The 13,213-nt window shown below is 67.5% G+C and carries 17 protein-coding genes; 14 read left to right on the forward strand and 3 right to left on the reverse strand.

Features of this window, described 5'->3' with window-relative positions:
• Nucleotides 1-16 precede the first annotated feature (16 nt).
• From H0264_RS05960 to H0264_RS06015, 12 genes are all read left to right on the forward strand, one after another.
• A complete protein-coding gene (locus H0264_RS05960) occupies nucleotides 17-1,507 on the forward strand; it encodes a hypothetical protein (protein ID WP_244976112.1) in 1,491 nt (496 codons plus the stop codon).
• Nucleotides 1,508-1,515: 8 nt separating this feature from the next.
• Nucleotides 1,516-3,396, forward strand: coding sequence for a hypothetical protein (locus tag H0264_RS38960; RefSeq protein ID WP_181583030.1), 1,881 nt, complete (start codon nucleotides 1,516-1,518; stop codon nucleotides 3,394-3,396).
• On the forward strand, nucleotides 3,393-4,196 hold the full coding sequence (locus H0264_RS05970) for an ESX secretion-associated protein EspG (protein ID WP_181583031.1): 804 nt from the start codon (nucleotides 3,393-3,395) through the stop codon (nucleotides 4,194-4,196). The genes H0264_RS38960 and H0264_RS05970 overlap by 4 nt, the downstream gene beginning before the upstream one ends.
• A 26-nt stretch (nucleotides 4,197-4,222) precedes the next feature.
• Nucleotides 4,223-4,564 carry a hypothetical protein gene (locus H0264_RS05975; protein ID WP_181583032.1) on the forward strand — a complete coding sequence of 114 codons (342 nt, stop codon included), beginning with the start codon at nucleotides 4,223-4,225 and terminating at the stop codon, nucleotides 4,562-4,564.
• A 14-nt stretch (nucleotides 4,565-4,578) separates the two neighbouring features.
• A complete protein-coding gene (locus tag H0264_RS05980) occupies nucleotides 4,579-4,917 on the forward strand; it encodes a YbaB/EbfC family nucleoid-associated protein (protein ID WP_181583033.1) in 339 nt (112 codons plus the stop codon).
• A 76-nt stretch (nucleotides 4,918-4,993) separates the two neighbouring features.
• Entirely contained in the window at nucleotides 4,994-5,314 is a 321-nt protein-coding gene (locus tag H0264_RS05985; protein WP_181583034.1) for a type VII secretion target, read from the forward strand.
• Complete coding sequence (locus H0264_RS05990) at nucleotides 5,311-6,555, forward strand: hypothetical protein (protein ID WP_181583035.1); 1,245 nt, start codon at nucleotides 5,311-5,313, stop codon at nucleotides 6,553-6,555. Before H0264_RS05985 ends, H0264_RS05990 begins: the two co-directional genes overlap by 4 nt.
• A gap of 9 nt (nucleotides 6,556-6,564) precedes the next feature.
• Nucleotides 6,565-6,906 carry a PE domain-containing protein gene (locus H0264_RS05995; RefSeq protein ID WP_181583036.1) on the forward strand — a complete coding sequence of 114 codons (342 nt, stop codon included), beginning with the start codon at nucleotides 6,565-6,567 and terminating at the stop codon, nucleotides 6,904-6,906.
• 24 nt (nucleotides 6,907-6,930) lie between these two features.
• Entirely contained in the window at nucleotides 6,931-7,899 is a 969-nt protein-coding gene (locus H0264_RS06000; protein ID WP_181583037.1) for a PPE domain-containing protein, read from the forward strand.
• Nucleotides 7,896-8,684 carry an ESX secretion-associated protein EspG gene (locus tag H0264_RS06005; protein ID WP_181583038.1) on the forward strand — a complete coding sequence of 263 codons (789 nt, stop codon included), beginning with the start codon at nucleotides 7,896-7,898 and terminating at the stop codon, nucleotides 8,682-8,684. The genes H0264_RS06000 and H0264_RS06005 overlap by 4 nt, the downstream gene beginning before the upstream one ends.
• Nucleotides 8,685-8,781: 97 nt before the next feature.
• Nucleotides 8,782-9,078 carry a WXG100 family type VII secretion target gene (locus H0264_RS06010; protein ID WP_181583039.1) on the forward strand — a complete coding sequence of 99 codons (297 nt, stop codon included), beginning with the start codon at nucleotides 8,782-8,784 and terminating at the stop codon, nucleotides 9,076-9,078.
• Between the two features lie 45 nt (nucleotides 9,079-9,123).
• Nucleotides 9,124-9,435: a type VII secretion protein EsxR gene (locus H0264_RS06015; RefSeq protein WP_181583040.1), complete on the forward strand. Its 312-nt coding sequence runs from the start codon at nucleotides 9,124-9,126 to the stop codon at nucleotides 9,433-9,435.
• A 118-nt stretch (nucleotides 9,436-9,553) separates the two neighbouring features.
• On the opposite strand, the gene H0264_RS06020 is transcribed toward H0264_RS06015, so the two are convergent.
• The 3 genes from H0264_RS06020 to H0264_RS06030 form a co-directional block, all read right to left on the reverse strand.
• On the reverse strand, nucleotides 9,554-10,207 hold the full coding sequence (locus tag H0264_RS06020) for a hypothetical protein (RefSeq protein ID WP_181583041.1): 654 nt from the start codon (nucleotides 10,205-10,207) through the stop codon (nucleotides 9,554-9,556).
• Nucleotides 10,208-10,255: 48 nt separating this feature from the next.
• On the reverse strand, nucleotides 10,256-10,615 hold the full coding sequence (locus H0264_RS06025; protein WP_181583042.1) for a Clp protease N-terminal domain-containing protein: 360 nt from the start codon (nucleotides 10,613-10,615) through the stop codon (nucleotides 10,256-10,258).
• 253 nt (nucleotides 10,616-10,868) lie between these two features.
• Nucleotides 10,869-11,219: a hypothetical protein gene (locus H0264_RS06030; protein WP_244976113.1), complete on the reverse strand. Its 351-nt coding sequence runs from the start codon at nucleotides 11,217-11,219 to the stop codon at nucleotides 10,869-10,871.
• 597 nt (nucleotides 11,220-11,816) lie between these two features.
• Here H0264_RS06030 and H0264_RS06035 point away from each other — a divergent pair.
• Both H0264_RS06035 and H0264_RS06040 read left to right on the forward strand, forming a co-directional pair.
• Nucleotides 11,817-12,353 (forward strand): DUF6879 family protein, encoded by a 537-nt coding sequence (locus tag H0264_RS06035; protein WP_181583043.1) that lies wholly within the window; start codon nucleotides 11,817-11,819, stop codon nucleotides 12,351-12,353.
• A complete protein-coding gene (locus tag H0264_RS06040; RefSeq protein WP_181583044.1) occupies nucleotides 12,350-13,189 on the forward strand; it encodes a helix-turn-helix domain-containing protein in 840 nt (279 codons plus the stop codon). The genes H0264_RS06035 and H0264_RS06040 overlap by 4 nt, the downstream gene beginning before the upstream one ends.
• The last annotated feature ends 24 nt before the right edge of the window (nucleotides 13,190-13,213 follow it).

The raw sequence follows: 13,213 nt of genomic DNA on the forward strand, positions 1-13,213 counted from the left end.
AGGAGATGGCGCTGAGGTGAGCAAACCAGAGGACGAGGGTCGCGAACCATCCACTGCGACAGACCAGCCGGTGGCGGAACCCGCGAACGAGCCGCTCGAGCCGGAGGATGCCGAGCAGCGCGCCACCCGGCTCATGCACGAGATCGCCATCGCGCTGGCGCGTTCCGGCCCGCAAGACTGGCAGCAGCTGGACGCATTGTTCGTGCTGACCACCGAGGTGGAGATCGCGCAGGTGTTCTTCTCCGACGCCGAGCAGCGCACCGAACGCGTTCAGCCGAGCACACAGGTGCTGGAACTGCTTCGCGCGCAACGGAATGTGAGCGCAGAGCTGGGCGACGGCCCGTGGTGGCGCTTGCAGCTGTCGCTGGCGGTGAGCGGCGCGATCGAAGTCGACTACGACTACGGCGACGAACCGTTCCCGGACGAGCAGCTCTTCCCGCCGGAGGTCTATCGCGCCGATCTCGCGGTGTACCCGCGCAATTCGCTGCCGGTGTGGCTGGCCGCCTACATCGGCCACGGCGACCGTCAGACTCGTACGCCACGGACCGCCGCCGTGCAGGCGCGCGCCGACCGCGCGGGCGCCATCCGAGCCACCGTGTCCGACAACGACTTCCCCGAGTTCCCGCTCATGTGGTCACGCTGGTCGGTGCTGGCCGCCGCGTTCGTGGCGGCCGGATCCCAGTGGGGGCCACGCATTCTGCCCGCCCTCGGCTACTTCGAGGGCAGCAAGCGCAGCGGCTCGACCCTGTACGCGCTGCCCGGCGGCCGCGCCGTGCTGTCCGGCGGCGTCTGGAACGCCCCGGAGCTGGATGCCGCATACAACACCGGATCCGCTCTGCCCCAGCTGTATTCGGGCGCGCCCGCCTGGGTCGCCGGCCCGGTCCTGAATCCGCGTGCGGCCAACGGCCTGCTCTCGTTCTGCTACTGGTGGGAGAACGGCCGCTGGTACCGCGCCGAGTCCCCGCCCGCCGACGATCTCGCGGCCGCCGTCCCCGGCATGTGGACCCGCGGCACCGTCACCGACGTGGTGTGCGGCCTGATCACCGCCGACCCCACCGCCGAGCAGCGCGCCGCGGTGCAGGCCCTGGTGGAGGCGGCCGAGGTCGGCGTGGTCACCCATGACACGGTGGCCGCCGCCTTCGGCGACCCGGACGTCTTCGATATCGACAGCGCCTTCTACCAGCTGACCATGGCCGGTCTCACCCTGTCCCTGCCGGATCCGATTCCCAGCGCGGAAGCCCTCGATCAGGTGCGCCGGTTCATTTCCGCGCAGGGCGCCGACACCTCCGGCTACCCGCTGGATCAGTTGCGCGCCGATCGCCTCGGCGTGGGCTGGATGATCTATGTCCCGACTCGGCCGGGCGAGGTCTCGATCGGCCGCGCGATCTTCTACGTCGCCGATGACGGTGTGCTGGAACAGTCTTCGTCCTCGGTGCCGCCATCGCAGTACATCCCCGAGTTCGAGCAGCGTTTCCGGACCCGGCACCGCAATCCCTCGCAGCGATAGCAGGAGTCATGACCAGTCCATGGGGTGAGATCCGCCAGCAGTCGGCCCAGGGCAGCACCCTGGAGGTCGCGCCGTCGGCGGCGGAGCAATCCGCCAATGCCGCAATGGATCTGCTGTTGAGCGTCAACATGGTCAACGGCTGGGTCACCTATGTCGCGGGCACCAGCGACTACACCGCGGAGATCTTCGGCGGCCTGCCATCCGGAAATCGCTTGGCGCGCAAGTTCTTCGATGCCGGCGGTGACCTGGGCACCATCCTCGGCCAGCACAAGAGCATCCTCTCCGATATCGTCACGACCTTCCTCAATGCGGGCAAGCTGTACCGGCAGGGCGAGCAGACCACCGAGCAGGCCTTCGACCAGCTGAAGCGAGCCAATACCTCGGACCGCCGCGATATCGCTCATCACCCGCTGGTCGGCGAAACCCAGGCGCCGAGTTGGTCGACCACCGGGGGCTTGTACTCGCCGGTGACGAACAACAGCCCGTTCGCCCGCCGGACGAGCGGAATCCCGTACGCGCGGCCGACCAGCGGCCAGTACCCGGTCTCGACACCCGAACAGCCCTCCGACCTGGCCGCCGTGGCCAAGCGCAAGGAGGGTCTCGACACCCGTCCGGTCGACGCCGAGCCGCCCAGCTACCTCACCTACGAGGACTACTGGAAGCTGCGGAACCAGTTGAGCCGCACCGCGAGTCAGATCACCGACATGGGCGGCAGCTGGTCGTGGATGGCATCGAACCTGAAAACCGATTCGGGCACCTTCCACACCACCATCGAGAACAATCTGCGCGACGGCATGTGGAATTCTCCCGCCTCCGCCAAGGCCAAGGCCGCGATCCAGGCGTACGCCGACAATATCGTGAACCTCTCCGAGGAGATGTCGATCCTGGGCCGGAATCTGAACGAGACCTCGGGTTCGATGCGGAGCCTGGCCAACGCGCTCCCCAACGTGTCGCCGTACATCGCGAGCCCGGAGGCGATCAAGGAGCAGTACCTGCCCGCGGCCCAATCCGCTTACAGCAGCCTCTATGTGCCGGGTATCGAGAATTCGAGTTCGGCCATCCCGAAGCTGCCGGACGCCATCAACCCGACCACGGGTTCCGGCGACGGCACGGGCGGCACCACCGGCACCGGAGGGACCGGCGGCACGGGTGACACCGGAGGCGGCGGCGGCTCCGGCCGTCGCGGCGGCTCGGGCTACAACCCCGGCGACAACGGCGGTGGTGGCAATAACGATGGCGGTGGCAATAACGACGGTGGCGGGAACAACGACGGCGGTGGCGGCAACAACGACGGCGGTGGGAACAACGACGGCGGTGGAAACAACGACGGCGGCGGGAACAACGACGGCGGTGGCAACAACGACGGCGGTGGCAACAACGACGGTGGGGGGAACAACGACGGCGGCGGCAACGACAACGGTGGAAATGACAACGGCGGCAACGATGGTGGCGGCACCGACAACGGTGGCACCGACACCGGCGGCACCGACACCGGCGTGACCCCGCCCGTCACCACCACCCCGGCCGGCACCAACCCCGCGGGTACCAACCCCGCCGGCACCAATCCACTGAAGAACCTGCTCAAAGGCGGCGGCGGTGGCGGTGCGGGAGGCGGAGGCGGCGCACCCCGCGCCACGGCCCCCACCGACGCCAAGCTTTTCCCTCGAGCCTCCGCACCCACCCCGGTCGCGGCCTCGGCCGTCGGCCGCGCCGGTCTCGCGAATTCCGGTATGCCGTACGGCCCGGGTGGCGGCGGTGGCGGTGCGGGCGCCGGGCAGAAGCAGGGCGAAAAGGACCACAAACGCGCCGACTACCTGGACAGCACCGAGAACCTGGACGAGGCGCTCGGCACCCCGCCCGTCGTGGCCCGACCGGTGGTGGAGCAGTGACCCTGACCCCCATCCGATACAGCTGGCGTCTCACCGATCTCGAGTTCATGGTGCTGTGGGAGGACGCCCGGCGGGAGGAGTATCCGCCCGCCCCCTTCGTGTTCACCACGAAGATCCCCACCATCCGAGAGTTCGCGCGGGCCAAGGAGATAACCCGCCGGAACCTGCGCGACCGCTACGACGGCGAGCTGTATCCGCTGATGGAAACCATTGCGCACCCGGATATTCGGGTGGTGGTGGACGCCTGGGATCCGGCCGACCTGGACCGCCCCGCCGGTCTGGTCCGCCTGCTGGCCGTCCGCCGCGGCGACCTGGGCTGTCTGGTGACCGAACTGCCCGGCGAATCCCACTGGTACAGCGGCGGTTTCATCATCACCGAGTGCACCGCCCTCGAACTGGCCGACGTGGTCGCCGAGGCCATGCCGGAGCTCCCGGCGGGCCGGCTGCCCCAGCTGGTCCTGGCCACACCGGCCGACGAGGAGAACCTCGACTACAGCTACGAGCGCTCCGCGGTCCGGGATTCGTTCGCCGAATCCGCCGCCGAACGCGCGGCGGCCTTCCTGCGCATGCCCGCCGAGCGCACCGGCTCGATCACCATCCAGCAGGGCCATTCGCTGTTCGGCCCGCGCGGCATCACCAGCCACCGCCTCACCTGGCGGGATCTGATCGACGACGGCCGCTACGTGATCGACGACCAGACCCCGCCGGTCGCCATGCCGGTGGATCGAAAACGCCTGCGGCTCTTGCTGAACAACCGCATCGCCGCCGTGGTGGCGGCCATCCGCGACGAGCGCGCCTGACGGCGATCCGCATCGAAAGGACATCGATGACCGACCCGCACCCGGCCCCGGCCGAGTGGACGGCCGTATCCCGCACCGGATCGATCGCGGTGCGCACCACGGAGCAGGGCCTGCCCCTGGGCATCACGATCGAAGCCGCGGAGTTGCGCCGCGATCCGGCCCAGCTGGCCGCGGAACTGCTGCGCCTGTGCCGCACCGCCGCCAATCGCGCCGGTGTGGCGCGGCGAGCCGCGTTGCTGGAGGCCGGGATTCCGGAGTCCATGCTCGCCCTGACCGGCCTCCCGACCGCGGAAGCTGCTGCGGCACAGGAGATCAGCGACGAGGGCGAGTACGAGACGGAGCCGCAGTCCTGGCTCCGTCAGGTGTGAGAAGGGGAGCGCTCGTGTACGAGACCATGGACGAGCTGGAGGCGGCCGTACGCCGCCGCCTCTACCGCATGCGTGATCTGGCCGACGATCTGAAGGCGGTCCGCGCCACCGAAACCGATCCGGACGGCATCGTCACCGCCGAGGTGGACGGCACCGGCGCCCTCATCGATCTGACCCTGTCCCAAGAGGTTTCACGCCTCACCCCGCACGAGTTCGAGGACGTGGTGGTGCGCACCGCGGCCGCCGCGGCCTATGCCGCCTTCGCGCGCCGCGCCGAACTGGTGGTGGCATTCAACTCGGAAGTCGCCGATTGGTCACCAACCGTTCACGGCGCCGGTCCAAAGTTTCCGTAATCCACCTTACGAGCCATGCGATCCGGGTAATACCGTTCGGACGGTTCATATTTCGCGGCACCAGGCGAGGATTTCGATGAGTCACTTCGCAGCAGCACCCGAGGCGATCCGGGCGTACGGTCTCGCCGCGTCCGCGCAGGCGGCAGCCGTCGCCGCGGCGGGAGCCATCGACCAGACGGCCACCGTCGCCGCGGCCACCCCGGTGTTCGGCCTCATCGGCCAGGACTTCCTCGCCGCCTTCGCCATTGCCCAGGCCAACCACATGAGTTCAGTCCTGGAACTGGCGGGCGTCTACGAGGGCACCGCGCTCACCGCGCACGAGGCCGCCGCCGCCTACGTCGCCACCGAGGTGGAGTCCGGCGGCGAATTCCTCGCCACGGTGGCATCTTTGGCATGAGCGACGGCCTCGATCCCGCCATCGGGGAGCTATTGCGCGGCAGCGCGCTGGCCCCGCACATCGACCGTCCGGTCGACGAGATCCTCACGGATCTGGGGCTTCCCACGCTGCCGCAGCTCCCCGCCCTGCCGCCGCTGCCGGATATGCCCGCCCTGCCGGTGATCGACCTGACGGCGCTGACCCGCCCGCTCACCGATCTGGCGAGCAGTTTCGGCACCGGAACCTTCGACATCTCCGCGACGGGCATCGACCCGACGAAGGTGCTCTCCGATGTCACCTCCGCCCTGTCCACCGCACTGGAGACCGGTTCGTCCGCGCTGTCGGCGCTCATGTCGCTGTGGCAGGGCATGGGTGCGACCGGCGCGGCCACCAAATCGGGTCAGGCCGGCACCGACAGCGCCGAACTGTCCACCCAGGCCGTGCAGGAGAAGGCGGTGCTGACCGGCGGAGCCACCACGGTGGCCGTCGGCGGGGCCGAAATGACCGCTGTCATAGCGAAATACGTCGCCATGGTGACGGCCTCCGCGCCCTTCCTGGCGACGCCCGCCGGTCAGATCTTCCTGGCCACCGCGACCGCCGAATCGGTGACCGAGGGTCTGGCCGTCGTCGGCAAGACCCGTGCCGAGATGACCGTGCACACCGCGAATATGACCGCGGCCGGGCAGAAGGTCGACGTCACCGAAGCTCCTACTGGCGTGGACAGTTCCTCGCAGCTGCAATCGGTGCTGTCCGCCATCACGAGCCTGATGAGCAAGGCGTCCGACGGGTTGTCCGATATCAGCGACGATCTGAAGAACTCCACCACCGACACCACCACGACCACCTCCCTGACGGACGTGGCCGAGACCGTTCCCGCCGACACCACCACAATCGGTGGCGGCGGTGGCAGCGGTGTGCCGGTCACGGGTGGATCCCCGATCTCCAGCCCGCTGCGCGAATACTCCGCGCCCCGCACGGTCGGCGGCACCGTCACCGCTAGCGGAACCGGCGGCGGCGCAGTCGATTCCGGTTCGGCCCTGCGTGCCGCCTCCGCCGCACAGCCCGGCACCAGCGCCATGCCCATGGGCGGCGCGGCCGGAGCCTCGCGCACCGCGGGCGACGCCGGGCACAACCCCGCGCACCTGCTCTCCCTGCAACACGGCGAGGAGATGGTCGGCGAAGTGGAAGCAGCCTCCCTCCCGGTGGTCGGCGCGCTCGAACGCGGCGCGCAACCACTGCCCGACAAGGAACTCACCCTCTAGGAGATTGCCATGACCAGTGGTGACACGACTTTCGCCGGTGTGCAGTTCGATTCCAAGGCGGCCACCGACGCCGCCGTCGCACTGGACGTGCTGGCCGACCGGCTGCTCGCCGAACTGCGCAGCGGCGAGCCGGCGCTGACCGTCGCGCCCGCGGGCCTCGACGAGGTGTCGGTGCGCGCCGCGCAGACCATGACCGATGTCGCGCGGGACTTCCTCGCCGGGGCCGGTGACGCCGTCTTCGAGATGCGCAAACTCGCTGCCGCACTGCGCAATCACGTGGTGCGGGTGGCCGCTGACGAGGAGGAGTCGGCGGGCGCCTTCGACGCGGTCACCGCGAGCGTGGCCGTCTAGCGGGCGTTCGGACGGGAGTCGCCGATGATCGAACCACCGGAGCCGGGCTTCACCGGGGTGCTCTGGGACGGCCGCGAACCCGAGCGGCTGGCGCGCGAACTCACCACCGGGCCCGGGGCGCTGCCCATGGCCGAGGCCGGAATCGCTTGGGCGCGACTGGCGGCCGGGCTGGGTGCGGCGGTCCTCGAATACGAGGCGGTCATGAACGGGCTGCGGGCGGGCTGGCAGTCCACCGCCAGCCAGGACATGATCGAACGGGTCTCCACCCTGCGCACCTGGCTCGGGGAAGCCGCCGCGGCGGCGACGGCCAATGCGGTGCGCGCCGAAACCCAGGCCGCCACCTATGAATTGGCGCGCCTGGCCATGCCGAACACCGCCCAGCTGGAGGCCATCGAGCAGGTGCGGCAGCTGCTGGGCCAGATCGGTGCGGCCCTGGGCGCACCGGTCAAGGCGATCGCGGCGGGCAATGACGACGCCGCCGACGCGGCCAAGGCCGCCGCGTCGCGTGTCATGCGCGAGTACGAAACCGCCACGGAGCCTTTGTCGAAGGCGTGGGAGCAGGAGCGTCCCCCGGTGGTGGCCGCCGAGGCCGCGCTGGCGGCCGAGCAGGCCGGAACGCCCGGCGAACCGGCGAACCCGTTGTCGGGCAACCCGATGGGGGGCCTGCCGTACGGCGGTTTCCGTATGCCCACGGTGACTCAGGTCAAGGTTCCGTTGCGCGCGCCCACCCTCATAACGACCCCGGTGTCCGCCAATATAGTGGAAACCGTTGCATCCCATCCGGTAACGACGGCTCCGGCGAACAGCACCCTGCCTTATGCCCCGATGTCCTCCGGCGCGGCTGCCCAGGAAGAGGAGCACGAGGTGCGCAGCGGTCTCGCCGTCGGCGAGGGCTTCGAATCCGAGATCGGAATCGTCTCCGCCCCAGCTGTTCTCGGAGCCCCGGAACCCGCACCCGTCCGCCCCGAGGCGGTAGGCGGTGGGCAGTCGTGACCACGCTGACCAATGACGGCCTGCTCGCGGTGGCCGAATGCCTGCGGGTGCAGACCTTCCCGACCGTGCTCGCGGTCGCACCGCAACAGGATTCGTTCGAGGAATGGACTCTGGCGCAGCGGCGGGCGGTGCGCGACCTGCGCGCCGCCGGCCTGCTGGACGGCTACGGTGAGGTCGACCCCGAACTGGCGACCGCCCTGCTGGTGCTGGCGCAACCCGATCGCGAGGTCGTCGCCCGCGTGTACACCGGTGCGCCGCAACCGATCCGGCTCTGCCTGGCGCGCCGGGCCGGGGATCACGTGCTGGCGGTGCGCGACGGCGACAGCTTCGACATCCGGACGGTCTGGGAGGACGGCGCCGGTTCGGCCCTGCTCGCCCCGCTGCTGCGTGCGCTGGGCTCCTGCCCGCCCGCCGACGTCGCCGGATTCAGCGCTCCCGCAGCCGAACTCGCCGAGCGCCTGGACGCCGCGCACAGTTCCATCGACTTCGCCGACGCCGTGTACGCCCTCGGCGTCCCCGAAAGAGACGCCACCGCATACGGTTTGGCGTTCGCCACCACCCGCGCCTATGCCGAAATCGTGGCGCAAGCCCACGAGGACGGCAGCACCATCCGGCCCCCCGGCGCTGTCGCCGTGTACGACACCGAACGCGGTCGCCTGGTGGCCGCGCCCGGTTACGCGCCGGATCAGCAGGTCTGGTCCACCCTCACACCGGGCAGCGATCACCGTCTCGCGCAAGCGATCTCGGGCCTGATCGACATGCTGCCCGGGGAAAGGTGGCGGTAACCCAGAGCTGGAGGGCCGAGCGCCCGCTTCATCTCCCGATGATGCCGCCATGGCATCGCACTTCGGGGTTTCACCCACGAAACGAAAGGATTCGACGATGTCGAAGGTACAGCACGACGCAGCCGGCGGTTCCAAGGCCGAGGGCGACATGGCCAACGCGGTCGAGGGCATGCGCTGGACGATCAAGCAGATCACCGATGAGGTCGAGGCCGCCCGCGGCTGGGCCGGTGCGGCGCGCGGCAAGTTCAACGAGGCCGCCAACGCCTGGAAGGAAGAGGCCGACCGCCTCAACGGCATCCTCAACCGCATCACCCAGCAGGTCGGCGCCGGCAACGTGCAGTACAAGCGGATGGACCAGGAGGGCGAGGACGCCTTCTCCTACATCCGCATCTAACCCCCAGCACCACAAAGACATTCAGGACCCCCGAAAGGATCAGCAATGGGCGTCAACGACCCCGATTACATGGAGTACGACCAGGGCCAGATGCTGACCCTGTTCAGCGACCTGCAGGGCTTCCGCCAGGCCCTCACCGACCGCGGCCAGGAAATGAACGACGCGGCCACCACCCTGGCCGCAGCCTGGGCCGACAACGGCGCCCTCGGCGTCTTCCAATCCACCAAGGGCGAATGGGACGGCGAGTTCACCGACACCCTCGTCATCCTCGACAAGATCGCCGCCGAGGTCGAGAACGCCCTCCACCGCGCCCTCGGCACCGACGGCAAGATCGGCGACGGCTTCGCCGACATCTAACGAGACCTTCTCGCGAGCGGCCGGTCGGGGTTTCATCACCCCGACCGGCCCCCCTGCTCGCCCCCTATCACTGCCATCAGAATCAGTAGCAACAGCGTTGCGAATCGGCGTTGAGTACTCAGGGCATGAGCGATGTGAGGTTGGCGTTCACCGCTCGGGCGATCGCCTCGGATCCAGATCGCAGAGCTGTGGTCAGCTCGGGAGAATCGGACGTTCCCTCCGAATCTCCTGCGCGCACATAGTTTTCACCCCGGGTGATGACATCGACAGCTAGATTGCCCACTCGAAATTCGGTTACCGATTCCGCTACACGGCCGCTGACCCGAGTTCCGGCGTAGGCATCCGAACCTAGGGCGGTCAGCTTGGTCGTGCTGCCGTTGAAGCTCTTCTGCGAGCTGTCGAAGAAGCGTGTGATCGCAGCCTCTGCATCGGCAGAGGTATCAACGTTGAAACGGATCGAAACACTACGTAGACGCGGCTGCCCGGAATTGGCCGCGGGCGACATGAACGTCTCCAGCCCGTACCGAGCCGAACACATCAGTGTTTCCTGCCCCGGAGCAGCGGGAACATCGGAGATATCCACTTTCGAGAATGTCCCGGCAGAGTCGAACAGCTGCCCAGCGAACTGGGCAAGTGGTTGCGATACGGCCGCCATCAGCCCTGCGCAGTCCTTCGGTGTCGACGCGAACGACGCTGCGGGGGAAGCTGATTCGGAATCAGAACACCCTTCGATTGATACAGATACGCAGACCGCCCCAGCGAGCGCGATCACATCTCTTCCGTTGCACCAAATTCTCATGTCATCCGATCCATAGCTTGCTCAGTCGCCAAAGGCCTTGCCGGTAGGCTTTCGAGGCTGCCAGATTCCCTGAGCCACTTCCGACCCTGGAAGGGCGAGATCCGCTATTCGCCTGAACACGATGCTCGGCTCGAGCCCCATCCCTCGGAGTGCGTCGGACGGGATCAGAGAAGGATCACGCAGCAGCTGAAGCAACAGGTGTTCCACCCCCAAGCGGCTGACGCCGTCGGCCGCAGCGATTTCCAGCCCGCTGTGCAGCAGATCCCATACCCGGTGCCCACACTCGACCCGTGATGACAGCGCATAGGCGTTCTGCTGCGCGTCGACATCGACCGGGGCGCAGTCCTGGATCCATGGGTTCGGGTGCTCGTAGCGAGTCATCGCGTGAGCCACCCGGGCTTGTCGTCGACCCAATAGTCGGGCTCTGCGAGCTCACTGCGCGAAATGCGCAGCCACAAACCAGCATTCGCGACTCTGTGCACACGGCACATGTTCACCGAATCGGCGCACACGATCGTCGGTTCCGGCCAACGTGTGGCACTCCCGGACACCTCGGCGAAGCGCCGCAGCCCGAGGAAGCATCGCGCACCGGCATCGCGCGTCCGGGTGTGGGTCGGCGGCAGCAGCGCGGTGGTCATCGGGTCCTCAGCTCGTCGGGCAGCAGGCCGGTGGACCAACGCGCGTAGGTGTGCGCGGGCTCGACGGTGATCACGTCAACGATCTGGACGAGCTGCTCGGGCATGGTGTCGCCGAAATGGGCGAGGCTGGGCACGATCACTGCTTCGGCCCCGATACGGCGGGCGACGTTGATCAATCGTTGGATCGGGTCATCGGTGTGTGCGCCGAACACAACCGTGCGGGAGAGGTTGTAGCCGAGGCGTTTTGCGATGCTGCGGTTGCGGGCTTCGTCGAAGGGCTGGCGTGCTCCTGAGATGTCGGAACGCAGGTAGGCGAGGGCGGTGGCGTGGGCGAGCACGGTCACCACCGCCTGAGCAGGAAAGCAAGGATGAAGTCCATGTCCGGTACCTCTTCGCAGGCGTCGACAGTCCGATGAGCGCCCGGTGCCGGGGATCGCAGTACACCGACCGGCAGTTGCGGTTCGGTCGATGCCGTGGGTCGTTGCCCAACCCACCCGGCACCGGGCTAGCACTGACGGTAGGGTCGCCCGCTGTTGCGCGGCTACGAAGTTGCGCAAAGTTGCACGATTCGTTGACGTGCATTGCCCTGAGCAGGGAAGATGTGAGAACTCAAACGCAACCGATCGAGCGAGGTCGCATTATGCATGTTGAGTTACTCGGCGGTGACACTGGAGGTCAGGGTTCGCCGCGTTTGTATCTGACCGATCGAAACACCTTCGCCGTTCAAGGCTGGAGGACTTCAGAGGTAGACCTGATCGAGATCCCGCATCGTCTACTCAAATACGCCCGTCCGGGTACTTGCATGGCTGGGCTCAAGGACACCGGACACGGGACGTTCCTGCTGTCTGGAACTCCCATCACCGATCCGGAAGCCTTGGGAATCATGGAGATCCCGAGTCACGAAACTGCGGTCGAGATCCCCATCGGGCAGGAGGTGAGCCCCGATGCGCCAGATCCTCGGGGGTGAGGACTTCGACCTTCTGCTCGACGGGGCGAAGACTCGGGCGTTCCACCTGGAAACGCACGACGACTACCGCGCCGAGATCGAAACCGACTCGCTGAGAGCATTTCTCGCCGATGAGACCACCGACCCCGGTGGTGACTGGTTCGCCCCGTGGATCAATCGAGTCGGTCGGATGGCCGGCCGCGGCGTAGCCGTGCATCGGGTGCGAATCGTCACCGAACCACACACCGCATACACGCGTTATCTGCTCGCCCTCACTCGCTACAACGTGGCTGCTGGCGAGGACGTGCGCTATTTGGCACGACACAACTCGCCTCCCACAGATGCACATACCGAGGATTTCTGGCTGCTCGACGACCAGACGGTTGCATACAGTCTGTTCGATGCCGAGGGACTCTGGATCGGCGGAGCGGCAACCGAGGACACCGTCATGGTCGCAAATGCGATTGCGATCCGCGATCGCGTCTGGGGGGAGGCAACTCCATACCACGACTACCTCGGGCACGTCACGACGTGACTGAGGTACTGCGTGCACGCGCTGCGCTGGGCGCGCGTCTGCGCGAGCTCCGCAAGGATGCCCGCCTCGACGCCGTTCAGCTCAGCGTCGCTGCGGGATGGCACAAATCCAAAACAAGCCGCATCGAACTCGGCCGGCAGACACCCAGTGAAGCCGACCTCGAAACTTGGTGCGCGATTTGCGACGCGCGCCTCGCTCTCCCTGACCTGCTGGCCAGTTTGCGCAATGTCCAGGCGCAGTGGTCGGAGTGGAAGCGGATTGCTGCAGCAGGGCACACTCGTAGACAACGCAGGCAAGTTGATCTCGAAAGCCGTGCGACGCTACAACGTACCTATGCACCGGTCGTCCTACCCGGCTTGCTCCAGACCGAGAGCTACGCGCGTGCTGTTCTGTCCCAGTGCATTCGGTTCCTCGGCACGCCCGATGACCTCGGCGAGGCACTCGCCGCACGAATGGAACGCCACAAGGTATTGCAGCAGCCTCGGCACCGGTTCAACCTGCTCGCCGACGAATCGGCCTTGTACACGACAGTAGGGAACTCCGACGTGATGGTCGATCAGCTGCAGTACCTACTCGACTCGGCATTCGATATCCCGCGCATGCTGTTCGGAATCGTCCCCCGAGACGCCGAGTTCACCTACATGACAACGTCATTCGATCTCTTCGACGACCGCCTCGCGCTGATCGAAACCGTCAGTGCTGAGATCACTGTCGTCACGAGCGCCGAACTCGCCTTGTACGAGCGCATCTGGAAGGCGCTACAGGCGCAGGCGGTATACGGCAAAGCGGCTCGTGCGCTGATCAGCACAGCGTTGGAGAGCCGCCTCGGCGGCTAGGGCTTCTTCGACCTGCTGGCCGTC

The organism is Nocardia huaxiensis (assembly GCF_013744875.1).
Taxonomy (GTDB): domain Bacteria; phylum Actinomycetota; class Actinomycetes; order Mycobacteriales; family Mycobacteriaceae; genus Nocardia; species Nocardia huaxiensis.

Excerpts from the sequence above, each read along its gene's own strand:
- H0264_RS38960 (WP_181583030.1), top strand. The coding sequence starts at position 1,516 with ATGACCAGTCCATGGGGTGAGATCCGCCAGCAGTCGGCCCAGGGCAGC.
- H0264_RS05975 (WP_181583032.1), top strand. The coding sequence starts at position 4,223 with ATGACCGACCCGCACCCGGCCCCGGCCGAGTGGACGGCCGTATCCCGC.
- H0264_RS05985 (WP_181583034.1), top strand. The coding sequence starts at position 4,994 with ATGAGTCACTTCGCAGCAGCACCCGAGGCGATCCGGGCGTACGGTCTC.
- H0264_RS05990 (WP_181583035.1), top strand. The coding sequence starts at position 5,311 with ATGAGCGACGGCCTCGATCCCGCCATCGGGGAGCTATTGCGCGGCAGC.
- H0264_RS05995 (WP_181583036.1), top strand. The coding sequence starts at position 6,565 with ATGACCAGTGGTGACACGACTTTCGCCGGTGTGCAGTTCGATTCCAAG.
- H0264_RS06000 (WP_181583037.1), top strand. The coding sequence starts at position 6,931 with ATGATCGAACCACCGGAGCCGGGCTTCACCGGGGTGCTCTGGGACGGC.
- H0264_RS06010 (WP_181583039.1), top strand. The coding sequence starts at position 8,782 with ATGTCGAAGGTACAGCACGACGCAGCCGGCGGTTCCAAGGCCGAGGGC.
- H0264_RS06015 (WP_181583040.1), top strand. The coding sequence starts at position 9,124 with ATGGGCGTCAACGACCCCGATTACATGGAGTACGACCAGGGCCAGATG.
- H0264_RS06025 (WP_181583042.1), bottom strand. The coding sequence starts at position 10,615 with ATGACTCGCTACGAGCACCCGAACCCATGGATCCAGGACTGCGCCCCG.
- H0264_RS06035 (WP_181583043.1), top strand. The coding sequence starts at position 11,817 with ATGCGCCAGATCCTCGGGGGTGAGGACTTCGACCTTCTGCTCGACGGG.